We start from the raw sequence: 25100 nt of genomic DNA on the forward strand, positions 1-25100 counted from the left end.
AGGCGAAGAAGCCCTGCCCGCGATGGCAGGGAGCGCCGACGCCCGCCGTTTCAACTCCCGGGGTCGGGAATCCGCAGCCGCTCGGCCATCCAGTCGATGAACAAGCGCACCCGGGACGACAGCAGCCGCGAATGCGGATACACCAGTTGCACCGGCAGCTCGGGCGGCTCGAATTCCCGCAGCAGGCGGACCAGCCGCCCGTCGGCCAGTTCGGCGGCGACCTGGTAATGCAGCAGCCGGGCGATGCCGAGCCCCTGCACGCAAGCCAGGCTGGCAGCCTGGACCTGGTTGGTGCCCAGGCGAGCCGGCACGGGCACGGTCAGCGCCGCGCCGCCGTCGATGAAATGCCACTCTCCGCCCTGCTGGGCGAAGACGATGCAGTCATGTTCGCGCAACGCGGACGGATGCGGAAGCTGCCGGCCCGCACGCAGGTAATCCGGGCTGGCACACACCACATGCCGCGTCCTGCCCAGCGGCACCGCCACCATCGACGAATCGGGCAATTGCCCGATCCGGACGGCGAGATCCAGCCCCTCTTCCAGCAGATCGACCATGCGGTCGAGCAGGATCAGCTCCACCCGCATCGCCGGATGCTGCGCCAGGAAGGCATTGACCAGGGGCGCGACATGGCGACGGCCGAACTCGACCGGCGCGGTCAGGCGCAGCAAGCCGCCGGGGCTGTGCCGGCGCGCGTCGAAGCTGTGCTCGATTTCGTCGAACTCGGCCAGGATGCGGCGGCTCCAGGCGAGGAACTCCGCACCCTCGTCGGTCAAGGCCAGGCGCCGGGTGCTGCGGTTCAACAGGCGCACGCCGAGGTGTTTTTCCAGCGCCGCCAGGCTGCGCACCACCGACGCGGCGGACTGCCCCGACGCCCCTGCAGCCGCGCTCAGGCTGCCGGCATCGACGATGCGCACGAAGGTGGCCATCGCTTTCAGTTTGTCCATCGCTCGCCTTTCATTTGTGCATCGAACGCAATGGTGTTGTCAGCCCGGCGGCATTGATGGTGCGCGCCGGGGCACCGACACTCGTCCCCGTCCCGACACCGCCGCCGATTTTCGACATGAACGCCGCCGCTTCCCCGATCGTGCCCCCACCGAGCATCCCGTCGCCCGCCGGCGCGGCGCGCTGCCCGGCCCGCATCCTGGCCTACGACCATGTCGGCATCCGCGTCAGCGACCGCCGCCGCGCGCTCGATTTCTACCAGGCGCTCGGCTTCGCCGAAAGCCTGCGCTTTCCCGAGCACGAAGCCAACGAGATGCTGAGCCCGGACGGCGTGCGCATCAACCTGATCTTCAATGCCGCGCGCCGGCCCGATGCACGCAACGTGCTGCTCGACGAACCCGTCAAGCTGCCGGGCATGACCCATCCGGCTTTCATCGTGGACGACCTCGGCGCACTGCAGGCCTGGCTGCGCCAGCGACGCATCACCATCACCGAAGGACCGCATCACATCGGCCCGCGCCGCATCGCGCTGTTCATCCGCGACCCGGACGGCAACGTACTCGAATTCAACCAACTGATGGACCACCCCGAAGGAGACAAGACATGAAACTCTACGATCTGGAACTGTCCGGCAACTGCTACAAGGTCAGGCTGTTCGCGGCACTGGCGAACATCAAGCTGGAGATCGTGCCGGTCGATTTCCTCGGCGGCGAGCACAAGCGCCCGCCGCTGACCGGGCTCAACCCCTGGGGCGAACTGCCCATCCTGGTCGACGGCGAACGGGTGCTGCGCGATTCGCAGGCCATCCTGGTCTACCTCGCCGGTACTTACGGCGGTGCGGCGTGGTGGCCGGCCGAAGCCCATCTGCAGGCCGAGATCGTGCAATGGCTGTCCACCGCGGCGAACGAAATCCAGCATGGCCCCGCTTCGGCCCGCCTGGTGGACAAGTTCGGCTACGCCATCGACAAGGCCGGCACCCTGGCCAAGGCCGCCCGCATCCTGCCGCTGCTCGACGCCCATCTCGCCGAACGGGACTGGCTGGCGCTGTCGCGCCCGACCATCGCCGACTGCGCGGTGTTCCCCTATGTCGCGCTGGCACCGGAAGGCGGCATCGAGCTGACGCCCTACCCCAACATTCTGCGCTGGATCGAGCGCATCAAGCGCCTGCCGGGCTATCTCGCGATGCCCGGCACCTGAGCGCGGCTCAGGCCGGATCCAGCTTCGCCACCGCCAGCAGCAGCCATTTCATGCCGGCCGAGCCGAAGTTGATCTGCACCTTGGCGTCGCTGCCGCTGCCCTCGGCGGCGACGATCACGCCCTGGCCGAAGCGGGCGTGGTTGACCGTCTGGCCGATGCGCAGGCCGTTGGGCAAGGCGGCAGAAGCTGGACGCGCCATCCGGGCGGCGGCCGGCCGCGGCGACGCGGCGCCCGAAGGCTTGAAGTAGCCCCCGCTCATGCCGCCCATCGCACCGCCCTGCGCGGAGCGCGGGTTCGGCGGCGTCAGCCACTTGGTCAGTTCGGCGGGAATCTCCTCGAGGAAGCGCGAGCGCAGGTTGTAGCGTGTCTGGCCGTGCAGCATGCGGCTCTGGGCGAAGGACAGGTACAGCCGCTCGCGCGCCCGCGTCACCGCGACATACATCAGCCGGCGCTCTTCCTCCAGACCGTCGGTCTCGAGGATGCTGTTCTCGTGCGGAAACAGCCCCTCTTCCAGCCCGGACAGGAAGACGACGTTGAACTCCAGCCCCTTGGCCGAATGCACCGTCATCAGTTGCACCGCGTCGGCGCCCTGGTCGGCCTGGTGGTCGCCCGCCTCGAGCGAAGCATGGGCGAGGAAATCGGCCAGCAAGGCGTGATCCTGCGCCAGCCCGGTCTCTTCTGCCGGCTGGAACTCGGCGAGGAAGTTGGCCGCGGCGCTCACCAATTCGTCCAGGTTCTCCAGCCGCTCCTGGCCTTCCTTGTCGGCCTTGTAATGCGCACGCAGGCCACTGATGTCCAGCACGTGGTCGACCAGTTCCGGCAGCGGCAAACTGGCGGTGTCGCGCCGCATGTCCTCGATCAGGCGCACGAACTGGCCGAGCGCCGTCCCCGGTTTGCCGGAAAGATGCGGCACGGCGGCATACAGGCTGGAGTTCCAGGTGCGCGCGGCGTCGCCCAGCACTTCCAGCGTGCGTGCGCCGATGCCGCGGGTGGGGAAATTGACCACGCGGGCGAACGAAGTGTCGTCGTCCGGGTTGGCGATCAGGCGCAGGTAGGCGAGCGCGTGCTTGATCTCCTGGCGCTCGAAGAAGCGCAGGCCGCCATACACGCGGTAGGGAATGCCGGCCGAGAACAGCTGGTGCTCCAGCACCCGCGACTGCGCGTTCGAGCGGTACAGCAGCGCGATCTCGCTGCGCTGCGCGCCGTCGCGCACCAGCGACTGGATCTCCTCGACGACCCAGCGCGCCTCGTCGCCGTCAGAATAGGATTCGAACACCCGGATCGGCTCGCCCGCGCCCTGGTCGGTCCACAGGTTCTTGCCGAGCCGGTTGCTGTTGTGGCGGATGATGGCGTTGGCGGCATCGAGGATGTTGCTGTGCGAACGGTAGTTCTGCTCCAGCCGGATCACGTTCCGGACGCGGAACTCGCGCTCGAAGTCGCGCATGTTGCCCACTTCCGCGCCGCGGAAGCGGTAGATGCTCTGATCGTCGTCGCCGACGCAGAACATCGCCGCGCCACCTTCCCGCCCTTCGTCGGCGAACTGCTTCAGCCAGCGGTACTGCAGGCGGTTGGTATCCTGGAATTCATCGACCAGGATGTGGCGGAAACGGCGCTGGTAATGGCGGCGCAGCGGCTCGTTGCGTTCGAGCAGCTCGTAGCTGCGCAGCAGCAACTCCGCAAAATCCACAACAGACTCGCGCTGGCACTGTGCTTCATACTCTTGGTAGAGCTGGACGCGCAGCCGAGTGTAGTCGTCCCAGGCCTCGACCGCATGCGGGCGAAGCCCGGCTTCCTTCTGGCCGTTGATGAAGTGCTGCAGCTCGCGCGGCGGGAACTTCTCGTCGTCGACGTTCAGCGTCTTCAGCAGGCGCTTGATCGCGGCAAGCTGGTCGCCCGAGTCCAGGATCTGGAACAACTGCGGCAGCCCGGCATCACGGTGATGCGCGCGCAGCAAGCGATTGGCCAGGCCATGGAAAGTGCCGATCCACATGCCGCGGGTGTTCACCGGCAGCATCGCCGTCAGGCGGGCGAGCATTTCCTTGGCCGCCTTGTTGGTGAATGTAACCGCCAGGATGCCGGCGGGATCGACCTGGCCGGACTGGATCAGCCAGGCGATGCGGGTCGTCAGCACCCGCGTCTTGCCCGAGCCGGCGCCGGCCAGGATCAGGGCGTGCTGCGGCGGCAGGCTGACGGCCTGCAGTTGTTCGGTGTTGAGATTGGCGAGCAGGTTGGACATCGGCGCTCCTTGCAAGGCCGTGCATTGTAATGCGGAGCCGCAGTGCGATCGATTCGGGCACAGCCGGCGCCCTGCCTGCAGGCCCGGCGGAAAGTGGCGAAGCAAATCGATGCTGCGATGTTGCGCCGCAACAACATGCAGCTTGCCAAGCATCGCCTCGGACGCTATTTTTGAATTGTGCGAAGCAGCAAAATTGCTGATGAAAGCGGAACCATTTCACGACACATCCGCCTAATCAACCATAAAATCAACCACAGAGAGCCACCGCAGCCCAATGTTGCGGTACAACATAGCTCAGCGTACGGTCCATAAAACCGTCAAGAGCTCGACGCCGTGACCCGGCGTATAGGAGAAACACCATGAAAACACCCAAACTGCTTCCGTGGTACGCCCGCAAGGCGGGTGTCTCGACCGAACGCGCCGAAGCCTTGTGGCACAAGGCCGTGCGCGAAGCCACCGCCGAGACCGGCTGGGTCGGCAATTCGGAATACTGGGGCGCCTGCATGGCCAGCTTCCTGGCACTGCTCGACAAGGAACGCAACACCTTGTGTGCGCCGCAGGTGCTGCCCTTCGTTCGCAGCCACAACCGCATGTGGCGCCTGCCCTTGCTGGCGATGGAAGACATGTGCTCCGCTCTCCACGCCAACTGGCAGCGCCAGCGCCACGCAGGCTTCCCGCGCCGGGCGGCCTGACCCGATCGGCCCAAGGGGCATCGAACTTCCGTGCGCAGCCAGAGCTGCGTACTCCCGTCTCCCTCCCTCTCCTTCAATGGAGATTCGGCATCCCGTTTCGGCGGGGTGCCATTTTTTTGCCCATACGATGCCGGCGTCGCCGGCCGCCTCTGCCAGCATGCCCCGCTTCGCGGCCCGCCCCGGCTTCGCGGTATACTCGCGTGTTTCCAACGCTTCCGAGCCCGCACGCACACCCATGCAGGACAAATACCAGCCCGCCGCCGTCGAGGCGGCCGCCCAGCAGCACTGGGACTCCACCGACGCCTTCCGTGCGACCGAAGACGCGAGCAGGCCCAAGTACTACTGCCTGTCGATGTTCCCCTACCCGTCGGGCAAGCTGCACATGGGGCACGTGCGCAACTACACCATCGGCGACGTGCTCGCGCGCTTCCACCGCATGAAGGGCTACAACGTGCTGCAGCCGATGGGCTGGGACGCCTTCGGCCTGCCGGCCGAGAACGCCGCGATCAAGAACAGGGTGCCGCCGGCGAAGTGGACCTACGACAACATCGCCTACATGAAGCAGCAGCTGCAGTCGCTCGGTTTCGCCATCGACTGGAGCCGCGAACTCGCCACCTGCCAACCGGACTACTACAAGTGGAACCAGTGGCTGTTCCTGCGCATGCTGGAAAAGGGCATCGCCTACAAGAAGACCCAGGTGGTCAACTGGGACCCGGTCGACCAGACCGTACTCGCCAACGAACAGGTCATCGACGGCCGCGGCTGGCGCACCGGCGCAGTGGTCGAAAAGCGTGAGATCCCCGGCTACTACCTGGCCATCACCCGCTACGCCGAAGAGCTGCTGGGCGATCTCGACGAACTCGAAGGCTGGCCCGAGCGGGTCAGGACCATGCAGGCGAACTGGATCGGCAAGAGCACCGGCGTGCGCTTCGCCTTCGGCCACGAGGTCCGCGACGACGCCGGCGAACTGATCGGCGATGGCAAGCTGTGGGTGTTCACCACCCGCGCCGACACCATCATGGGGGTCACCTTCTGCGCGGTCGCCGCCGAGCACCCGCTGGCGACGCAGGCCGCGCGCGACAACCCGGAACTGGCCGCCTTCATCGAAAAGTGCAAGCATGGCTCGGTGATGGAAGCCGACATGGCGACGATGGAGAAGGAAGGCCTGCCCACCGGCCTGAGCGTCGTCCACCCGCTGACCGGCGAGCGCGTGCCGCTGTGGGTCGGCAACTACGTGCTGATGAGCTATGGCGACGGCGCGGTGATGGGCGTGCCGGCGCACGACGAGCGCGACTTCGGCTTCGCGCTGAAGTACGGCCTGCCGATCAAGCAGGTCATCGCGGTCGGCGACAATGCCTTCTCGAGCACGGCCTGGGCCGACTGGTACGGCTCCAAGGACGGCGTCTGCGTCAATAGCGGCCGCTACGACGGCCTCGGCTACGCCGACGCGATCGAAGCGATCGCCGCCGACCTCGCCGCCGCCGGCGGCGAGAAGAAGGTCCAGTGGCGCCTGCGCGACTGGGGCGTGTCGCGCCAGCGCTACTGGGGCTGCCCGATCCCGATCATCCACTGCGAATGCTGCGGCGACGTGCCGGTGCCGGACGATCAACTGCCGGTGGTGCTGCCGGAAGACTGCATCCCCGACGGCTCGGGCAACCCGCTGCTCAAGCGCAGCGACTTCATCGACGTCGCCTGCCCGAAGTGCGGCGCGCCGGCGAAGCGCGAAACCGACACCATGGACACTTTCGTCGATTCGAGCTGGTACTACGCCCGCTACTGCTCGGCCGGCAACGACGGCGCCATGGTGGACGCGCGCGCCGGCTACTGGATGCCGGTGGATCAGTACATCGGCGGCATCGAGCACGCCATCCTGCACCTGCTGTATTCGCGCTTCTGGACCAAGGTGATGCGCGACATGGGCCTGACCACGGTCAAGGAGCCCTTCGCCCGCCTGCTGACCCAGGGCATGGTGCTGAACAACGCCTGGCTGCACAAGCCCGAAGGCGGCGGCAAGAACTACTACTGGGAAAGCGAGGTCGAGGTCGTCCGCGACGCCAAGGGCCAGATCACCGGCGGCCGGCTCCAGGCCGACGGCACCGTGCTCGAGCACGAACTGACGACGATGTCCAAGTCGAAGAACAACGGCGTGGACCCGCAGGCCCTGATCGAGCAGTACGGCGCCGACACCGCGCGCTTCTTCATGATGTTCGCCAGCCCGCCGGAACAGACGCTGGAATGGAACGACGCCGGCGTCGAAGGCGCGCACCGCTTCCTGAAGCGGGTGTGGTCCTTCGCCCACGCCTACGCCACCGAACTACGCCCTGCGCTGCCGGCCGGTCCGACGCTGGGTACGGTCAAGCTGCCGGCCGAGCTGGCCGAGCTGCGCCGCGAGCTGCACCTGGTGCTGAAGCAGGTCGGCTACGACCTCGGCAAGCAGCAGTTCAACACCGTCGCCTCCGGCGCGATGAAGATGCTCAACGCGCTGGAGAAGGCGCCGCGCAGCGGCGCCGATGCCGCCGAAGTGGCCGGCGAAGGCCTGTCGATGCTGCTGCGCGTGCTGTCGCCGATCTGCCCACACATCGCCCACGTGCTGTGGCGCGACTGCGGCTTCGGCGACGACATCCTGGACGCGCCGTGGCCCGAAGCGGCCGAATCGGCGCTGGTGCAGGACGAGGTCGAGCTGATGCTGCAGGTCAACGGCAAGCTGCGCGGCAGCGTGCGCGTGGCCGCCGATGCGGGCAAGGACGCCATCGAAGCGGCCGCGCTGGCTTCCGAAGCGGCGCAGAAGTTCATGGAAGGCCGGCCGGCCAGGAAAGTGGTCGTCGTGCCCGGCCGCCTGGTCAACATCGTCGCCTGAGGACAAGGCCATGCCCCACGCTTCGATACCCCCCCCGCCGGTCGCCACCGCCGCCGCGCTCTCGCGCAGCCGGCGGCGCCTGCTGCTCGGCGGAGCCGGCCTCGCCGGCCTGCTGCTGTCGGGCTGCGGCTTCAAGCTGCGCGGCCCGCAGCAGCTGGATTTCGCCACGGTGCACATCAATGCCAGCGAGCTTTCGGAACTGGGCGCCAGCCTGCGCCGGCTGATCGCCACCACCGGCAGCACCCGGGTGGTCGAAGACCCTGCGCAGGCAGATGCCCGCCTGCAGATCCTCGCCAACAACCGCGGCCGCGAGATCCTCAGCCTCACCGGTGCGGGCAAGGTGCGCGAATACCAGCTCACGCAGACGCTGCGCTTCCAGTTGCTCGACAAGAGCGGCGCGGCGTTGCTGCCGCCCACGGCGATCTCGGCGGCGCGCGAATACACTTTCGACGACTCCCAGGTGCTGGGCAAGGAGCAGGAAGAAACCCTGCTCTACAACGACATGCAGCAGGATCTGCTGCAACAGCTGATGCGCCGGCTCGCCAGCGTGCAGCGCGCGCACTGAGCGCCCGAACCGGCACCGCGCCGTGAATCTGCGCCCTGACCAACTCGCCGCCCAGCTCGACAAGCCGCTCGCTCCGCTGTGGCTGTTGCACGGCGACGAGCCGCTGCTGGTGCTCGAAGCCGCCGACGCGATCCGCGCCGCGGCGAAGCGGCAAGGCTTCGAGGAGCGCGAAACCCTGGTCGTCGGCCAGGGTTTCAAATGGGATGCGCTGGCGCTCGCCGCCGGCAACCTGTCACTGTTCGGCGGCGCCAAGCTGATCGATCTGCGCATTCCCGGCGGCAAGCCCGGCCGCGACGGCGGCGAAGCGCTGCAGCGCTACGCCGCCAGTCTGCCGGCGCAGACGCTGACGCTGATCACGCTGCCCGAGCTCGACTGGCAGGCGCGCAAGACCGGCTGGTTCAAGGCCGTGTCGGAGGCGGGCATCTGCATCGAGCTCAACGCGCCCGAACGCGAGCGCCTGCCCGACTGGATCGGCCGCCGGCTCGCCGCGCAGAAGCAGACCGCCGGCGCCGACGCACTCGCCTTCATCGCCGAGCACGTCGAAGGCAACCTGCTCGCCGCCCACCAGGAAATCCTCAAGCTCGGCCTGCTGCACCCCGAAGGACAATTGACGCTGGAGCAGGTGCGGGAGGCGGTGCTCAACGTCGCCCGCTACGACATCGACATGCTGCGCCAAGCCGTCGCCGAAGGCGACCCGGCGCGCTGCGCGCGCCTGCTCGAAGGCCTCAAGGGCGAAGGCGCGGCGCCGCCGCTGGTACTGTGGACGCTGGCCAACGAAACCCGCACGCTGGCCAGCCTGTGTGCCGGACGCGCCGCCGGCCAGCCGCTGCCGGCGCTGTTCAAGGCCGAACGCATCTTCGACCCGCGCCGCCAGCAGGCTCTCGGCCGCGCGCTGGGGCGCCTGAACCAGGGCGCGCTGCGCGCCGCGCTGATGCACGCTGCCCGCATCGACCGCATGATCAAGGGCCTGGTCGCTGGCGACATCTGGGACGAGTTCCTGCAGCTGGCGCTGCGGCTGGCGCGCCGCACATAGCCCGCGGGCGACGTTCGGTGTTTTAATTGGGCTTTGGGCTACCGCGCCCTCATCTCACCAGACACCGCGATGGACATCCAGAACTACATGCAGACCCTCGGCCGCCAGGCCCGCGCCGCCTCGCGCGTACTGGCCGCCGCCTCCACCGCCACCAAGAACGCCGCGCTGCTGGCGATGGCCGCCGAAATCCGTGCCCGCCGCGAAGCACTGCTCGCCGCCAATGCGCAGGATCTCGAAGCGGCACGCGCCGCCGGCCTCGAGCCCGCACTGATCGACCGCCTGACGCTGACCGGCAAGGGTGTCGAAGCCATGGCGGAAGGCCTCGAACAGGTCGCCGCGCTGCCGGACCCGGTCGGCGAGATGACCGACATCAAGCGCCGCCCGTCCGGCATCCAGCTCGGCAAGATGCGCGTGCCGCTGGGCGTGATCGGCATCATCTACGAAGCCCGCCCCAACGTCACCGCCGACGCCGCGGCGCTGTGCCTGAAGTCCGGCAATGCCGCGATCCTGCGCGGCGGCAAGGAAGCAATCAACGCCAACCGCGCGATCGCCGCCTGCGTGCGCAGCGGCCTGCTCGCCGCCGGCCTGCCCGAGCATGCGGTGCAGGTGGTCGAAACCACCGACCGCGAAGCCGTGGGGGCACTGATCGCGATGCCCGAATTCGTCGACGTCATCGTACCGCGCGGCGGCAAGGGCCTGATCGAGCGCATCTCCAAGGACGCGCGCGTGCCGGTAATCAAGCATCTCGACGGCAACTGCCACGTCTATATCGACGACGAAGCCGACCCGGCCAAAGTCGTGCCCATCGTCGAGAATTCCAAGACCCAGCGCTACGGCACCTGCAACACCGCCGAATCGCTGCTGGTCGCACGCGGCGTCGCCGACATCTACCTCGCCGAAATCGGCCGCATGCTGGCCGGCAAGGGCGTCGAGATGCGCTGCTGCGCCGATTCGCTGGCGCTGCTGCGCGAAGCCGGCATCGACGCCGCCAAGCTCGTCGCCGCCACCGAAGCCGACTGGCGCGAGGAATATCTCGCGCCGATCATCGCCATCAAGCTGGTGGACGGCCTCGACGAGGCGATCGCCCACATCAACGGCTACAGCTCGGGCCACACCGAAGCGATCGTCACCGAGAACTACAGCCACGCGATGCGCTTCCTGCGCGAGGTGGATTCGTCCTCGGTGATGGTCAATGCCTCCACCCGCTTCGCCGACGGCTTCGAATACGGCCTGGGCGCGGAAATCGGCATTTCCACCGACAAGATCCACGCTCGCGGCCCGGTCGGGCTGGAAGGCCTGACCAGCCAGAAGTGGATCGTGTTCGGCAACGGCGAGACACGCAAATAAGACGAAATCGAGACACAAGCGAGTGACGCAACCGAGCCACGCCTGATTTCCGGGCGCTCTGACGGAGCCTTCCCTGATGAAAGCACTTGTCCGTACCCTGCTGGCCGCCACCTTGCTGTCGGCCAGCCTCGCCCAGGCAGTGGAAGTGGCGGGCATCGACTTCGCGCCGCAGACCCAGGTCGACAACGGCACGCTGAGCCTGAACGGCGCCGGCCTGCGCACCCGGCTGACCTTCAAGGTCTATGCGATGGGGCTCTACCTGCGCAGTCCGAGCACCAGCAGCGCCGACATCCTGCAGGACAGCGCCGAGAAGCGTATCCGCATCGTCATGATTCGCGACCTCGACGGCAAACAGTTCGCCGATGCGATGCTCGACGGCCTGAAGCGCAACCATGACGACGAAACGCTCGCGGCACTGAAGCCCTCCATAGACGCCCTGCTCGCCGCCGTGCAGGGCAGCGGCGAGGCCAAGGCCGGCACCGAAGTGATCCTCGACCGGCTCGCCAGCGGCGCAACGCGCCTGCTGATCAACGGCCAGCCGCAAGGCAGCGACATTGCCGACCCGGCTTTCTACCCCGCCCTGCTGCGCATCTGGCTGGGCGAGCGGCCGGCCGACTCCGGCCTCAAGGCGAGCCTGCTGAAGCCCACACAATAGGCAGCCCGCAATGCGTGCCCAGGACACCCCGGCGGACGCCGGTTTCGATGCCGTGATCGCGCTGCCCTTCGGGCCGTTCGGCATTCGCGCAGCCGACGCTGCGGTCGGCGAACTGGTCTTCCTGCCGCCGGACACGCCGCTGCAGGCACCCGCGAACGAGACGGCCCGCATCGCGGCCGAAGCCCTGCACGGCTGGATCGAACATCCGGAGCGGCCCTTTCCGCTTCCGCTCCGCGAATGCGGCACGCCTTTCCAGCGCCGCGTGTGGGGCGAGATCAGCGCCATTCCGGCAGGCCGGACACGTACCTACGGTGAGTTGTCCACCCGGCTCGGCAGTGCGGCGCGCGCGGTCGGCCAAGCCTGCGGCGCCAACCCCTACCCGCTCGTCGTGCCCTGTCATCGCGTCACCTCGGCCAGCGGCCTCGGCGGCTTCGCCAACGCCACCGGCGGCTGGCTGCTCGACGTCAAGCGCTGGCTGCTGAGGCACGAAGGCGCGGCATGACGGCACGCCCGGCCGCTGCCGAAGCCGGTCCGAGTGCCGAAATCCGCAGCGAACTCGACCGCTTCACCGACAGCCTGTGGCTGGAGCACGGCCTCGCGCGCAACACTCTCGACGGCTACCGCAGCGATCTCGCCCTGTTCGCGGCCTGGCTGGCGGAACGCGGCCTGTCACTGCCGCGCGCGCACGCGGGCGACCTCGCCGCCTATCTGGCCGAGTTCAGCCTGCGTGCCCGCCCTGCCAGCCAGCGGCGCCTGCTGTCCGCCTGGCGGCGCTATTACCGCCATCTGCTCGCGAACCGCGAGATCGCCGAAGACCCGACGCTGATGCTGGACCCGCCGCTGCCCGGCCAGCGCTTTCCGAAGACGCTCAGCGAAGCCCAGGTCGAAGCGCTGCTCGCCGCTCCCGACATCGGCACGCCGCAGGGCCTGCGCGACCGCTGCATGCTCGAAGTCCTGTACGCCGCCGGGCTGCGCGTATCCGAGTTGATCGGGCTGAAGCTGTTCGCCGTCAGTCTGGATCAGGGCGCGCTTCGGGTGATGGGCAAGGGCAGCAAGGAAAGGCTCGTGCCGCTCGGCGAAATCGCCGCCGACTGGCTCGTGCGCTACCTGCGCGAAGCCCGCCCCGCTCTGCTCGCCGGCCGCAGTTGCGACGAAGTTTTCGTCACGCGTTTCGGCAGCGGCATGACACGGCAGATGTTCTGGCGCATCATCAAGCAGAACGCACTGCTGGCCGGCATTCCCCAGGAGCGCATTTCCCCCCATACGCTGCGCCATGCATTTGCGACCCATTTGCTCAACCACGGGGCCGATCTGCGCGTCGTCCAATTGCTGCTCGGTCATGCCGATATCTCGACCACCCAAGTGTATACCCATGTGGCACGTGAAAGACTCAAGCAACTGCATGCCAAGCATCACCCCCGGGGCTGACGGCGGCTCATCGCGCCGTCATGTCCTCCCGCCCCGTCCCATCTCTCCAGCTTCTTCCGGATTCCGATCATGAGCCGACACGATATCCGTCCGCCGGAGACTCCGGCGACCCGTTTCCTGAAACAGCACGGCCTGGCCTATTCGAACCATCTTTACGAATACGAGGAGCACGGCGGCACCGCCGTTTCTTCCCGTGAATTGAATGTCGACGAACACGCGGTGATCAAGACGCTGATCATGGAAGATGAAAATGCCCGTCCATTGATCGTGCTGATGCACGGCGATCACAAGGTCTCGACAAAGGAACTCGCCCGCCAGACCGGGCGCAAGCACATCGAGCCGTGCAAGCCCGAAGTCGCCAATCGCCATACGGGCTACCTCGTCGGCGGCACCTCGCCTTTCGGCACCCGCAAGACCATGCCGGTCTACATGGAAAGAAGCATTCTCGACCTGCCGCTGATCTATATCAATGGCGGCCGCCGCGGCTATCTCGTCGGCGTTCATCCGCACGACATTCTTCGAATCCTGCGGGCAGAGTTGGTCGAAGTGGCGAATTGATTGCCTCGAATGGCGCGGGCGCCCCAATCGAATCATTCAAAATACAAAAAACCATCGTATTGCGCCGCAATTGCTGGCAGAATCCGGACATGGCCGCCCGGCACTGCTGATCGATTGCTTGCCGGCCCAATTGTTTGCCGGCCAGACTCGGCATGAATTCATCCAATTCCAACTCGCACAACCAACGAGGACACACCATGGACCTTTCGAGCTACTCGCTTCCCGAACTGCGCCGTCTGCAGGCAAAGGTCGAGACTGAAATCCGGCGCCGCAGCGACTCCACACGCCGCACCCTGCTGAAGCAGGTGCAGAAGCTGGTCGCCGAACAAGGCCTCACCCTCGACGACCTGATCGACGCACCCGCCGCCGCGGCACCGGCCAAGGCGCCTGCCACCAAGGCCAAGCGCGGCACCGTCAAGAAGGCCAAGACGCCTTCCGTCATCAAGTACCGCAATCCGGCCAATCCCGAGCAGGGCTGGAGCGGCCATGGCCGTCGTCCCCAGTGGGTGCTCGACTGGCTGGCACAGGACAAGCCTCTGGAAGGCCTGGCGGCTTGAACTGGCCGACCATGCGATGAATGAGCCGGGCCTGTGCGCCCGGCTTTTTCATTTGCTGCGCTGAAACGCGCAAGGCGGCAAGCCTGCCGCATCCCGGAATACCCATCCATTCGGGCCAATGAATGCGCGGAATGCATCCATCGGCAGGTGAAATTGCCCGTGTTTCAAACTTCCGCCGGTGGCGGCGCCGTGCCGTCCCGCCCACGCTGAATGAAGACCCCGACACGGCGCACGTCCTTCATCACACCGATCTTCGCCACGCGCAGTTTCACCCAGGGCGCGCCGAACTCGTCGAACAGCAGCTTGACGACGAATTCACCCAGGCTTTCGATCAAGTTGAAATGACGCAGCCCCAGTTCCTCACGAATGCGCTGGGTGACGACTGCATAATCGATGGTATCCGCGATATCGTCCCGCTCGGCCGCGGTATCCGGAACGCCGAAGGTGAGATTGAGTTCGACGGTCTGCTGCCCGGTTTTCTCCCGCGCATAAACGCCGACCCAGGCCTTGACCCGCAATTCCTCGATGAAGATGAAATCCATGCTGGTTCCCGTTTAGAATCGTTGCGATTCTATCCTGTGCGCACACGCCGGCCGCGGCCGCAGATGCGCTTTCGCCACGTTGTCCTGAACATTTGATGCATTCGCCTCCTCCGATCCGGAGAGGCGCGGAGCGAAGATGCCCCTCATTGCCCTGCTCTTCGGAGCTTATCTGCTCGGCTCGATTCCTTTCGCCATCGTCACCAGCAAGCTGTTCGGCCTGGAGGATCCGCGCCGCTACGGCTCGGGCAACCCGGGCGCGACCAATGTGCTGCGCAGCGGCAACAAGGGCGCCGCAGCACTGACCCTGATCGGCGACTGCCTGAAAGGCTGGCTGGCAGTGTGGGCGGCCACCCGGCTGGGATTCGGCCCGCTGGAAGCCGCACTTGCCGGCCTTGCCGCCTTTCTGGGCCATGTGTTCACCATTTTCCTGCGCTTCAATGGCGGCAAGGGTGTGGCGACCGCGCTTGGCGTACTTGCCGGCGTGGATGGGCGCATCGCCATCCTGTGCGCGCTGGTCTGGCTGGCGGTGGCTTTCACCACCCGCTATTCGTCCGCCGCGGCGCTGTCGGCTGCCGTTGCCGCGCCCGTCGCCGGCTTGATCTTCCTCGGGCCGCAAGCGAGCGTGCTGGTGCTGGCGGCGATGGCCGCGCTGTTGATCTGGCGCCACGCCGCCAACATCCAGCGCCTGCGGGACGGAACCGAAGGCAGGATCGGCGGCAGCAAGAAACCGAAGGCGGACTGATCCGGTCAGCCCACTGCCGCCTGCGGCGGCTTCAGTTCGGCCAGCGGCCAGCGCGGCCGGATGCGCACCGACGGTTCGCCGGGCACGGCTTCTCCGGCGGCAAAGCGCATCGCGCCAGCGAAGGCGATCATCGCGCCATTGTCGGTACAGAGCGCCGGCTCCGGGTAATGAACCCGCCCTCCCCGCTGCTGCAGGGCGGCGTCCAGCGTCTGCCGCAGATGCAGGTTGGCACCGACGCCTCCCGCCACGACCAGGGTCTTCAGCCCGGTCTTCTTCAATGCCGCCAGCGCCTTCGCACACAGCACCTCGACCACCGCCTGCTGAAACTCCGCCGCCAGGTCGGCCATGGCGGACGGATCCCAGTCCGGCCCCGAAACAACATTGAGCACCGCGGTCTTGAGGCCGCTGAAACTGAAATCGAGATCGCCCGAATGCAGCATCGGCCGCGGCAGGCGAAAACGCCCGGCCACACCTTGCTCGGCAAGCCGGGCGAGCTGCGGCCCGCCGGGATAGCCCAGGCCGAGCAGTTTCGCGGTCTTGTCGAAAGCCTCGCCGGCGGCATCATCGGCGGACTCACCCAGCAGCGCGTAATCGCCCACGCCGCGCACCCGCATCAACTGGGTATGCCCGCCGGACACCAATAGTGCGACGAAGGGAAATTGCGGCGGATCGGCCGACAGCAGTGGCGACAGCAGGTGGCCTTCGAGATGATGGACCGGCAGCGCGGGGATGCCGCGCGCCAATGCGAAGGATTCGGCCACGCTCGCGCCGACCAGTAGCGCGCCCGCCAGGCCGGGCCCCGAGGTGTAGGCCACGGCATCGACATCGCGGCTCTCCAGCCCGGCCTGCGCCAGCGCCTGCTTGATCAGCATGGGCAGGCGGCGGATGTGGTCGCGCGAAGCGAGCTCGGGCACCACGCCGCCATAGGCAGCATGGAGGTCGATCTGCGAATGAAGGCAATGCGCCAACAGGCCGGCGCCGGTGTCGTACACCGCGACGCCGGTCTCATCGCACGAGCTTTCGATTCCCAGCACTTTCATGGCTTGCATCCGTTTGATTCGGTGCGCCATTTTAACCTTCGCCGGCCATTTTCCGTGCACCTGGCCCTTGCCATCCGAACAGGCGTGGTTTATATTCGCCGTCTTTCTGCCCACAAGACACCCAAGGAAGTCCGCAATGCCCGGTATCCGCGTCAAGGAAAACGAGCCGTTTGAAGTTGCGATCCGCCGCTTCAAGCGCACCATCGAAAAGACCGGTGTGCTGACCGAACTGCGCTCGCGCGAGTTCTACGAGAAGCCCACCGCAGAGCGCAAGCGCAAGCTGGCCGCCGCAGTGAAGCGCAATCACAAGCGCCTGCGCAGCCAGACGCTGCCGCCGAAGCTCTACTGATTCCCGCGGCAGCCGGTTCCGGTTGCCTCGGGTCATCGACTGCCTCGGCAGTCGGCCATACGCCGGAAGGAGATCGAATGAGACGATCTTCTGCCGGCGTTATGCTTTTCCGCTCGCGCAACTCGCCAACGGCCGCGCACGATGATTCCCCAGTCCTTCGTCCAGGAACTGCTGTCGCGCGTCGATATCGTCGACGTCATCGAACGCTACATCCCGCTGAAGAAGAGCGGCGCGAACTACTTCGCCTGCTGCCCTTTCCACGGCGAGAAATCCGCTTCGTTCTCGGTCAGCCCGTCCAAGCAGTTCTATCACTGCTTCGGCTGCGGCGTGCACGGCAGCGCACTCGGCTTCCTGATGGAATACAGCGGACTCGGCTTCGTCGATGCCGTCAAGGAACTGGCCGCCCAGGTCGGCCTGCAAGTCCCCGACGACGGACGCAGCGCCAGCCCGCAGGACGACAGCAGCGAACGCCTCTACGAGGCGATGAATCTGGCTGCGCGCTTCTACCGCGACCAGCTCAAGCCCACTCGCCGCGCCGTCGATTACCTGAAGCGCCGCGGCCTGTCGGGCGAAATCGCCGCGCGCTTCGGCCTCGGCTACGCCCCCGACGACTGGCAGGCGCTGCAGAAGATCTTCCCCGACTACCAGGCAAAAATCCTGGCCGAAGCCGGCCTGGTCATCGACAACGATCAGGGTCGGCGCTACGACCGCTTCCGCGACCGCATCGTCTTTCCGATCCATGACCGCCGTGGCCGCGTCATCGCCTTCGGCGGCCGCATCCTGGACAAGGGCGAGCCGAAGTATCTGAACTCGCCGGAAACGCCGCTGTTCGAGAAGGGGCGCGAACTCTACGGCCTTTACCTGGCGCAGAAGCCGATCCGCGACGAAGGCTTCGCCGTCGTCGTCGAAGGCTACATGGACGTCGTCGCGCTGGCGCAGTTCGGCATCGCCAACGCCGTCGCCACGCTCGGCACCGCTACCACGCCGCAGCACGTGCACACGCTGCTGCGCCAGACCGACCGCATCGTGTTCTGCTTCGACGGCGACGCTGCGGGCCGTCGCGCCGCCTGGCGGGCGCTGGAGAACGCGCTGGAATCCCTGCGCGACGATGCGACGCTGGCCTTCCTGTTCCTGCCTGCCGAACACGACCCCGACTCCTTCGTCCGCGCCGAAGGCACCGACGCCTTCCGCAAGGCGGCGACCGGCGCCAAGCCGCTGGCGCGCTTCCTGATCGAGGAGTTGCGCAGCCGCCACGACATGGATGCGGCCGAAGGCCGCGCCGCCTTCGTGCACGAGGCCGCACCGCTCGTCACCCGCATCGCCGCCCCGCTGCTGCGCCTGCAGGTGATCAAGATGGTGGCGGAGGAAAGCGGCCTGACCCAGGAGGAAGTGGAGCACGCCTTCGGCGTCATCGCCGCCAACCCGAGACACGGCCGCCAACGTGCACCACAGCCGGCGCCGCCCCCGGAAGACGCTCCCCGCCCCGCCTTCCAGGGCAAGCGGCGCAGCGGCGGCCTCGCCGGCATGCGTCCCGCCGGCCGCCGCAAGCCGCCTTCGACCGCCGCCACCCTGCTGCGGCTGATCATGCAGCATCCGGCCTGGGCAGCGCGCATGCCGGTCGACCTGGTGCCGTCGGACAGCGCGGAAGGCCTCGCCCTGATCGCCATCATCGACATGATGAGCCTCGGCGAGCCCATTCCGCCGGGCGGGCTCGGCGCGCTGATCGAGCGCTTCCGCGACACTCCTCACAGCGAAACACTGTCACGCGTCGCCGCGGAACTCGTCGACGCCGAATTCGACGAAAGCATCGTCGAGACCCTGTTCGAGGACAGCCTGCGAAAACTCCACGCCGACAGCCTCTCCGCCGAAATCGAGGCCCTGCTCCGCCACGACCGCGAGCACGGCCTCGACGCCGCCGGCCGGCACCGCCTGGCCGAACTGCTGGTGGACAAGCGCAAGCTGGCGGAAGCATCGAAAGCCTCGGATTTATAGTATAATTTTCGGTTTACCGTTTTCTTACTCCCTCACCTGAGGAGTGCTATGGCACGCGAAACAGCCAAGGATTCGCCGCGCAAGACCAGCCCCAAGGGGCGGACATCCAAAGCGAAGGACAAGGCCGCACAGGTCGTCGAAAGCCCCGTCGCCGCGCCGCTGGACGCCGAAGTCCGGCGTACGCGGCTGAAGACGCTGATCACGCTCGGCAAGGAGCGCGGCTACCTCACCTACGCCGAAATCAGCGATCATCTGCCCGACGACGTCGCCGACGCCGAGCAGATCGAAGGCATCATCGCCACCTTCAACAACATGGGCATCCAGGTCTACGACGAGGCGCCGGCCGCCGAAGACCTGCTGATGTCGGACAGCGTCGCGAGCAACGTCGACGAGGACGTCGCCGAGGAAGAAGCCGAACAGGCGCTGTCGTCGGTCGACTCCGAGTTCGGCCGCACCACCGATCCAGTGCGCATGTACATGCGCGAAATGGGCACGGTCGAGCTGCTGACCCGCGAAGGCGAGATCGAGATCGCCAAGCGCATCGAGGACGGCCTGAAGCACATGGTCCAGGCCATTTCGGCCTGCCCGACGACGATCGCCGAAATGCTCGAGATCGTCGACCGCATCGTTGCCGACGAAGCCAAGATCGACGAACTGGTCGATGGCCTGATCGACCCGAACTCCGGCAGCGAAGAAGCCGCCGGCGACGACGGCAGTGACGACGCCGACACCGACGAGACGGACGACGACGAAGGCGACGAATCGGACGGCGACGACGACGAATCCGACGAGGACAGCGCCGAGCGGGCCAACGCCGCCTCGCTGCTGCAGCTCAAGAACGACTCTCTGGCGCGCTTCGCGGTCATCCGCGGGCTTTACGCCCAGAAGATGGACGTACTGGGCAAGAAAGGCTCGCAGGACACCCAGTACCTGCTGCTCCAGCAGCAGATCTCGGACGAACTGCTCAACATCCGCTTCACCGCCAAGGCCATCGAACGCCTGTGCGACTCGGTGCGCCACATGGTCGAACAGGTACGCGGCCACGAACGCCAGATCCTGCGCCTGTGCGTCGACCGCTCCGGCATGCCGCGCCAGCACTTCATCAAGAGCTTCCCGGGCCACGAGACCGATCTCGACTGGCTGAAGAACGAAATCGCCGCCGGCAAGAACTACGCCGAGAACCTGCTGCGCGCCCACCCCGCGGTGCTCGAAGAGCAGCAGAAGCTCATCGACCTGCAGGACAGGCTCGGCATTCCGCTGAAGGAACTCAAGGACATCAACCGCCAGATGTCCACCGGCGAAGCCAAGATGCGCCGCGCCAAGCGCGAGATGACCGAAGCCAACCTGCGCCTGGTGATCTCGATCGCCAAGAAGTACACCAACCGCGGCCTGCAGTTCCTCGACCTGATCCAGGAAGGCAACATCGGCCTGATGAAGGCGGTGGACAAGTTCGAATACCGCCGCGGCTACAAATTCTCGACCTATGCGACGTGGTGGATCCGCCAGGCCATCACCCGCTCGATCGCCGACCAGGCGCGCACGATCCGCATCCCGGTTCACATGATCGAGACGATCAACAAGATGAACCGCATCAGCCGCCAGATCCTGCAGGAAACCGGTGCCGAGCCGGATCCCGCGACCCTGGCCGAGAAGATGGAGATGCCCGAGGAGAAGATCCGCAAGATCATGAAGATCTCCAAGGAGCCGATCTCCATGGAGACGCCGATCGGCGACGACGACGACTCGCATCTGGGCGACTTCATCGAGGACACCGCCACCCTGGCCCCGGCCGAGGCAGCGATGTACTCCGGCCTGCGCGACGCCACCGGCGAGGTGCTCGACTCGCTCACGCCGCGCGAAGCCAAGGTCCTGCGCATGCGCTTCGGCATCGAGATGAACACCGATCACACGCTGGAAGAAGTCGGCAAGCAGTTCGACGTCACCCGCGAACGCATCCGCCAGATCGAAGCCAAGGCACTGCGCAAGCTGCGCCACCCGAGCCGCTCCGAGAAACTGCGCAGCTTCCTCGACAGCGACCAGTAAGACGTTTCCCGGGCCTCTAGCTCATGCCTGGTTAGAGCAGCGGACTCATAATCAGGTTGCCAGTGTAGGAAGATACAAGTTTTCGGGCCTTTAGCTCAGTTGGTTAGAGCGCGCGACTCATAATCGCTCGGTCCCCGGTTCGAGCCCGGGAAGGCCCACCAACCCCTTGGTTTCCAAGGCTTTTTCTGGAAACCAGCCTTTGCCCGACCGCCCCGCCATCCAGCCCCACCAAGGGAGCTAGGATTGGCGGTGGTGCAGTCAAACCAGCCCCTCCCCAAAAGCCGGTGGTGCAGATGGAGGTGCAAACACCCTCCCAGCCCAGCCGGGGTTACACCCCAGCCACCCCCAGCCCAGCGCGGGCCAGCCGGACGCCTTCGCTTGCAAGGTCGCTGGCAAGGCGGAACACCTCGGCGGTGATGACCGGGCGCAGAGGGTCCAGCCCTACCGCGACGATGGCCGCCACTTGCAACGACTGCCGCGCCCATTCGCCTTCCATCCCGACCGGCCCATGCTCGCTGTAGGTGTCCATGTCCAAGCTCAGGAACAGGCGATACCAAGCAGCGGCGTCTTCGGTGACTTCGACCAGAACCTTTTGTCCGGCTTGGGCCAGGTCCGCCAGCTCGGCCAGACGGCCCAGCAGGGAGGCGGACGGCCGCCCATGTGGTTGTCGGTTCTTCTCGCCCCTTGGGCCATGGTGCCGGATCATCAGGCACTGGCCGTAGAACGGGCTGCCCTCGTACCAATGCGGCAGCAGGTAATCAAAGTCATCCGGCGTCGATTCGGCCAGCAAGAACAGGGAGCCGTCTAGCAGCCGGTCAAAGGTTGCAGGCTTGACGATGCCGCGCACCCTATCCACATTCTCGGGTTCCGGCTCCATCCCGGCGAGCGCCAGATGGTTGAAATGCTGGATGGTCAGCAGCCGCTGGGCAATGGCCGAGGTGTCCGGGCGCTGCCGTAGCAGCCCGCCCAGCAGTTGCTCAACCCCTTCGATGATTCCGCCCTTGCCGTGCGCCGGGTCGGCTACCAGCATGACGCTTTGCCCGATGGGCTGGGTCGTCGGGAAGTCCTCCGGCTCAAGGTGCGGCAGGACGCGGCGCACGGCTGATTCTGGGTAAGGGCCAATATGCGGCAACTCCCAGCCAGCGCCGACGATGGCCCCCAGCAGGGCAATGGCCCCGCCCATTGCCATCCGGGGAGTGGCGACGGGGGCCTGTTCATTGAGGTGCTGGGTAATCTCTCCGGCCAGCCCGGGAAGGTGAATCGCGTTCATTACTTGTCCTCCTTTGCTGCCATGCCATGAAGGAGCTTCAAGGCTTCCTCCAGTCGCCAGATGGCCCCCTCCGGGGAACCATGCTGTACGTAGCGGCCTGCATCGTTGATGTGCTCCAGAACCAAGTCGCGCTTGGTCACCGGCTGCGAAATGAAACCGTCGAAGGACTCAAGGACGGGACTGCTCTGCTTGCTCATGTTGTTCTCCTACCAGCTATGGCCGACGCAATAGGCCTTGGTGTCTAGTTTGAATTTCTCCCGCACTTGCTGCGGCGGTAGCTGTTGCAGTGCCCCGGCTTCGAGCAACGCCTTCAAGGTTTCATCCAGAAGGCGGCGCTCATCCTTGAACGGCTGCACCCGCTTCAACTTCGCGTACAGGTACGAATGCGGGATGACGCTGCCCGTCTGGAACGCTTTGGGCGTCTTGTAGGTCTCGCGCTTCTCGGGAGGCATGGCGAGGAAGTCAGCTACCGCAGTACGAATTGCCGCTTCGGCCTTGGCACCATCGCCGCCGCCGACCTCGCCTTTATCGAAGCGGGACTGGACGGCATGAACGCTGCGCCGGACAAACTCAACCGCCCAGCGGGCATGTTCAACGGTGACCAGCGGCTGGTAGGGGTTGCAGCCCACACCGATGACAGAGGCGACCTTCAGGGCGTTGAGGTGCGCCCGATTCCATAGCTGGACCTCGGCAGCGTTCCCGCCGTTGATGTGGTCATCGCATTCCCTGTCAAAAGCATCCAGCAGGGCTTCCGCGTCAGCGGCGAGATGGACCTTTGCAAAGCTGCCGTTCTGCTCGCCATGGACGGCGACCGTAACCAGATCAGCAAACCGCCTAACCAGCGTCGCGTCCGGCTTGCCGCCTGCGTAGCGATTGCGTGGCGGGCGACCTCCGGTGTATTCGATCACCAGCAGGCGAGGCACCAAGCCGTCTTGAACCAAGGCGCTATCGAGGCAGCCGAAGAAGACCTCCGGGGTCGATTCCCCGATGATGGTCAGGCTGGGGGCACGAACTACGGCGGTGTTCTTCTCCTTGTCGCTGTATGCCTGCACCCCGACGAAGCCATCCGGCCCGCTGCGCGAATACAGCGCCAGCAGTTCGCTATGCAGGGCTTGTTCTGCACCGGATGCCTTGGGCGTTGTGATGCGCTTGAGCGTATGGCCGAACTCGTCCAGCACCGAGTAGAAGCAAGGCCGTTCCTCGAAGTGCTTCACCAAGGCTTGCCCCGATGCAAACGAAGTCGGGCCGATGAAGCGGCTGACGGTCGGAATGCTGGGGCTGATCTCTGACAGCAGGCGATTGATGCCTTGCTTGCCCCCTTCCTTCCCGATGCCGGTCTTCGCCAGCAGGATCAAGTAGAGGTTCAAGCCAGTAGGCAGGCCGCTGGTGTAATAGGTGCGACCAGCGACCCCGGCAACCAGCCCCAGCGCAGCAGCAAGAGCAACTTCCGGCACTGGTCGGATAGCCGAACTGTAGATGTACTGGGCCAGCTCGCCGACCAAGCCCGGAGGGGGCGGTAACTCGCCGGTAACGGGGCCTTCCAGCCGAGGGGCGAGGCTATGGGAGGGGGACGGGACGGGCGCTTGTGGCGCGGTTGCCACTTGGGCGGCTAGTTCCTCCATTGCCTCCAGATCGACCGGCACCGGCTCATTCGCCCTGATCTTGCGAAGCGCCAGATCAATCCGGTAATCGGTGCCCCGGTGCTTGTCGCGCTTGCCGAGGGCGGACATTCGGAACAGGCGCTTTACCTGCTCGTTGCTGGGCGAGTAGAAGGCGAGGATCGCCAGCAACGCATGATCCGCTTCGGATGCGCTCTCATATCCCAGCGCCGCCCATTCACCAGCGCATAGCAGGTTGAACTTGTCCCCGTTGGTGGCGCGCATCGCCATTTCCACAAGGCCGGCGTCGTCTTGCAGTTCCTCGCGCTCCTCCAGCTCAACTTGCGGGGCGGGCCTCATCTCGCCGTACAGCACGTCCAGCAGGTCTTGCCGGTCGGCAATCTCCAGCGGGCGCATTACATCGCCGGTGCAGATCATGTAGCGGGCGCTGGAATAGACCTCGACGCCATCCCGATGGACGCCAGCAGGCATCTTGCCGCGCACGACGATATGAACGCCGCGCCCGGATTGCGACCGCTCGGTGTAGCTGTCGAACTTCTCGATGATCTTGGCGAAGCGGGCCTTCTGCTCGTCGGTCGCCGGGCGCTCGGGTTTGTCGTCCAGGTCAATGATTGTGTAAGGGTCGGATTCAGCCAGCACGAAGCCGACGCGCAAGCTGTGCCGGTCGGCATAAGCGCAGGCAACATCGAAGGCCGCCCATGTGGTCGAATCAGTGACAGAGGCTGCGCCCCCGGTCTTCGGGTTTAGCGGCTTCTTATCGGCGGCCGCGACTACCCATTGCGGAAGCTGTCGCAGCTCCAGCGGAATGTTGTTTCTCATTTGAGCCGTCCCCGCTGGTTATTGTTGTGCGGAGCGGGCTGCGCGTTTATCCGCCAGCCATTGTTCGACGACCTCACGAGGCCAGCCGACGCAGCGAGGACCGTACTTGATAGGCTTCGGAAAGATGCCCGTCCGCTGCCAGCGGTAAAGCGACTCTTGGGAAATGTTGAGCAGGGTAGCTACTTCGGGGTAGCGGAGGATCGCGCTCTCGGTCATGGTTTGTTCTCCGTCCAAGTAATTGAAGCCATTACTTGCGCTACGGAGAGCACCGCTCTCTAAGGTACGGGCCTTGGCGAAGGCCTCGGATGCAGGCACAGCCTGCGCGCGATGGGGTCATTATAAAAGCGACCCTTTATGAACTTCAAGTGAACAGCGGATGCCATTCACTTGTATATCAATCACTTAGAGTAGTATCCGGGTCTCCATATAAGGGTGCCCGTATCCGGTCCAGTCATGGCCACAGGTGGGGCGGAGTCGCCGCCAAAGCGCCGGGGACCCCGCCATTACCCCGGATGTGCCCAGCCAAAAACCCAATGCCACCAAGGCGTTACCGCTGGTCTGGGGTACGGGGTACAAGGGGTACAGAAATACAGAGAGAGATACCCAGATTAGATGAA

At 65.9% G+C, this 25100-nt stretch carries 24 protein-coding genes and 1 tRNA gene; 17 read left to right on the forward strand and 8 right to left on the reverse strand.

Annotated elements, in window-relative coordinates; genetic code table 11:
• Positions 1 to 50: 50 nt before the first annotated feature.
• The gene (locus tag ACNQFN_RS17625) at positions 51 to 944 is read right to left on the reverse strand and encodes a LysR substrate-binding domain-containing protein (protein WP_418647116.1); all 894 of its coding nucleotides are present in this window, start codon (positions 942 to 944) and stop codon (positions 51 to 53) included.
• 116 nt (positions 945 to 1060) lie between these two features.
• Between ACNQFN_RS17625 and ACNQFN_RS17630 the strand changes: the two genes are divergently transcribed.
• Together ACNQFN_RS17630 and ACNQFN_RS17635 are read left to right on the forward strand one after the other, a co-directional pair.
• Complete coding sequence (locus tag ACNQFN_RS17630; RefSeq protein ID WP_083953632.1) at positions 1061 to 1549, forward strand: VOC family protein; 489 nt, start codon at positions 1061 to 1063, stop codon at positions 1547 to 1549.
• Positions 1546 to 2139, forward strand: coding sequence for a glutathione S-transferase family protein (locus ACNQFN_RS17635; protein WP_418647117.1), 594 nt, complete (start codon positions 1546 to 1548; stop codon positions 2137 to 2139). The genes ACNQFN_RS17630 and ACNQFN_RS17635 overlap by 4 nt, the downstream gene beginning before the upstream one ends.
• Positions 2140 to 2146: 7 nt before the next feature.
• On the opposite strand, the gene ACNQFN_RS17640 is transcribed toward ACNQFN_RS17635, so the two are convergent.
• The gene (locus tag ACNQFN_RS17640) at positions 2147 to 4375 is read right to left on the reverse strand and encodes a UvrD-helicase domain-containing protein (protein WP_068637513.1); all 2229 of its coding nucleotides are present in this window, start codon (positions 4373 to 4375) and stop codon (positions 2147 to 2149) included.
• 359 nt (positions 4376 to 4734) lie between these two features.
• On the opposite strand from ACNQFN_RS17640, the gene ACNQFN_RS17645 reads away from it, so the two are divergent.
• The 10 genes from ACNQFN_RS17645 (at position 4735) to ACNQFN_RS17690 (ending at position 14067) form a co-directional block, all read left to right on the forward strand.
• Positions 4735 to 5067, forward strand: coding sequence for a hypothetical protein (locus ACNQFN_RS17645; RefSeq protein WP_068637511.1), 333 nt, complete (start codon positions 4735 to 4737; stop codon positions 5065 to 5067).
• A gap of 235 nt (positions 5068 to 5302) precedes the next feature.
• A complete protein-coding gene (leuS, locus tag ACNQFN_RS17650) occupies positions 5303 to 7924 on the forward strand; it encodes a leucine--tRNA ligase (RefSeq protein ID WP_418647118.1) in 2622 nt (873 codons plus the stop codon).
• Between the two features lie 10 nt (positions 7925 to 7934).
• Entirely contained in the window at positions 7935 to 8489 is a 555-nt protein-coding gene (lptE, locus tag ACNQFN_RS17655) for an LPS assembly lipoprotein LptE (RefSeq protein ID WP_418647119.1), read from the forward strand.
• A gap of 22 nt (positions 8490 to 8511) precedes the next feature.
• Positions 8512 to 9522 carry a DNA polymerase III subunit delta gene (gene holA, locus ACNQFN_RS17660; protein ID WP_068637505.1) on the forward strand — a complete coding sequence of 337 codons (1011 nt, stop codon included), beginning with the start codon at positions 8512 to 8514 and terminating at the stop codon, positions 9520 to 9522.
• A gap of 69 nt (positions 9523 to 9591) precedes the next feature.
• On the forward strand, positions 9592 to 10869 hold the full coding sequence (locus ACNQFN_RS17665; RefSeq protein ID WP_418647120.1) for a glutamate-5-semialdehyde dehydrogenase: 1278 nt from the start codon (positions 9592 to 9594) through the stop codon (positions 10867 to 10869).
• Between the two features lie 76 nt (positions 10870 to 10945).
• A complete protein-coding gene (locus ACNQFN_RS17670; RefSeq protein WP_418647121.1) occupies positions 10946 to 11524 on the forward strand; it encodes a chalcone isomerase family protein in 579 nt (192 codons plus the stop codon).
• 10 nt (positions 11525 to 11534) lie between these two features.
• Entirely contained in the window at positions 11535 to 12026 is a 492-nt protein-coding gene (locus tag ACNQFN_RS17675) for a methylated-DNA--[protein]-cysteine S-methyltransferase (protein ID WP_418647122.1), read from the forward strand.
• The gene (gene xerD / locus ACNQFN_RS17680; RefSeq protein ID WP_418647123.1) at positions 12023 to 12952 is read left to right on the forward strand and encodes a site-specific tyrosine recombinase XerD; all 930 of its coding nucleotides are present in this window, start codon (positions 12023 to 12025) and stop codon (positions 12950 to 12952) included. Before ACNQFN_RS17675 ends, xerD begins: the two co-directional genes overlap by 4 nt.
• A 69-nt stretch (positions 12953 to 13021) precedes the next feature.
• Positions 13022 to 13510, forward strand: coding sequence for a Cys-tRNA(Pro) deacylase (gene ybaK, locus ACNQFN_RS17685; protein WP_418647124.1), 489 nt, complete (start codon positions 13022 to 13024; stop codon positions 13508 to 13510).
• A gap of 197 nt (positions 13511 to 13707) precedes the next feature.
• Positions 13708 to 14067: an H-NS family nucleoid-associated regulatory protein gene (locus tag ACNQFN_RS17690; RefSeq protein ID WP_418647125.1), complete on the forward strand. Its 360-nt coding sequence runs from the start codon at positions 13708 to 13710 to the stop codon at positions 14065 to 14067.
• 164 nt (positions 14068 to 14231) lie between these two features.
• Here the strand turns inward: ACNQFN_RS17690 and ACNQFN_RS17695 are convergent, their stop codons facing one another.
• Complete coding sequence (locus tag ACNQFN_RS17695) at positions 14232 to 14609, reverse strand: dihydroneopterin aldolase (RefSeq protein ID WP_418647126.1); 378 nt, start codon at positions 14607 to 14609, stop codon at positions 14232 to 14234.
• 136 nt (positions 14610 to 14745) lie between these two features.
• Here ACNQFN_RS17695 and plsY point away from each other — a divergent pair, with 136 nt between their 5' ends.
• Positions 14746 to 15351 (forward strand): glycerol-3-phosphate 1-O-acyltransferase PlsY, encoded by a 606-nt coding sequence (gene plsY / locus ACNQFN_RS17700; protein WP_418647127.1) that lies wholly within the window; start codon positions 14746 to 14748, stop codon positions 15349 to 15351.
• Positions 15352 to 15356: 5 nt separating this feature from the next.
• Here plsY and tsaD read toward each other — a convergent pair whose 3' ends face one another.
• A complete protein-coding gene (tsaD, locus tag ACNQFN_RS17705; protein WP_418647128.1) occupies positions 15357 to 16391 on the reverse strand; it encodes a tRNA (adenosine(37)-N6)-threonylcarbamoyltransferase complex transferase subunit TsaD in 1035 nt (344 codons plus the stop codon).
• Positions 16392 to 16527: 136 nt separating this feature from the next.
• Between tsaD and rpsU the strand changes: the two genes are divergently transcribed.
• The 4 genes from rpsU (at position 16528) to ACNQFN_RS17725 (ending at position 20936) form a co-directional block, all read left to right on the forward strand.
• Positions 16528 to 16740, forward strand: coding sequence for a 30S ribosomal protein S21 (rpsU, locus tag ACNQFN_RS17710; RefSeq protein ID WP_002924646.1), 213 nt, complete (start codon positions 16528 to 16530; stop codon positions 16738 to 16740).
• A gap of 141 nt (positions 16741 to 16881) precedes the next feature.
• Positions 16882 to 18732 (forward strand): DNA primase, encoded by a 1851-nt coding sequence (gene dnaG / locus ACNQFN_RS17715; protein ID WP_418647129.1) that lies wholly within the window; start codon positions 16882 to 16884, stop codon positions 18730 to 18732.
• 48 nt (positions 18733 to 18780) lie between these two features.
• Entirely contained in the window at positions 18781 to 20775 is a 1995-nt protein-coding gene (rpoD, locus tag ACNQFN_RS17720; protein ID WP_418647130.1) for an RNA polymerase sigma factor RpoD, read from the forward strand.
• 84 nt (positions 20776 to 20859) lie between these two features.
• Positions 20860 to 20936 (forward strand) — tRNA-Ile (locus tag ACNQFN_RS17725).
• Positions 20937 to 21103: 167 nt separating this feature from the next.
• On the opposite strand, the gene ACNQFN_RS17730 is transcribed toward ACNQFN_RS17725, so the two are convergent.
• Genes ACNQFN_RS17730 through ACNQFN_RS17745 form a run of 4 tightly spaced genes read right to left on the reverse strand, consistent with a single transcriptional unit; the run spans position 21104 to position 24699 of the window.
• The gene (locus ACNQFN_RS17730; RefSeq protein ID WP_418647131.1) at positions 21104 to 22045 is read right to left on the reverse strand and encodes a hypothetical protein; all 942 of its coding nucleotides are present in this window, start codon (positions 22043 to 22045) and stop codon (positions 21104 to 21106) included.
• Entirely contained in the window at positions 22045 to 22242 is a 198-nt protein-coding gene (locus ACNQFN_RS17735; RefSeq protein ID WP_418647132.1) for a hypothetical protein, read from the reverse strand. The genes ACNQFN_RS17730 and ACNQFN_RS17735 overlap by 1 nt, the downstream gene beginning before the upstream one ends.
• 9 nt (positions 22243 to 22251) lie before the next feature.
• Entirely contained in the window at positions 22252 to 24483 is a 2232-nt protein-coding gene (locus ACNQFN_RS17740; protein WP_418647133.1) for a hypothetical protein, read from the reverse strand.
• 18 nt (positions 24484 to 24501) lie between these two features.
• Complete coding sequence (locus ACNQFN_RS17745) at positions 24502 to 24699, reverse strand: helix-turn-helix transcriptional regulator (RefSeq protein ID WP_043218357.1); 198 nt, start codon at positions 24697 to 24699, stop codon at positions 24502 to 24504.
• Between the last annotated feature and the right edge of the window lie 401 nt (positions 24700 to 25100).

It is taken from the genome of Thauera butanivorans (assembly GCF_048398245.1).
In the GTDB taxonomy this organism is placed as follows: Bacteria; Pseudomonadota; Gammaproteobacteria; order Burkholderiales; family Rhodocyclaceae; genus Thauera; species Thauera butanivorans.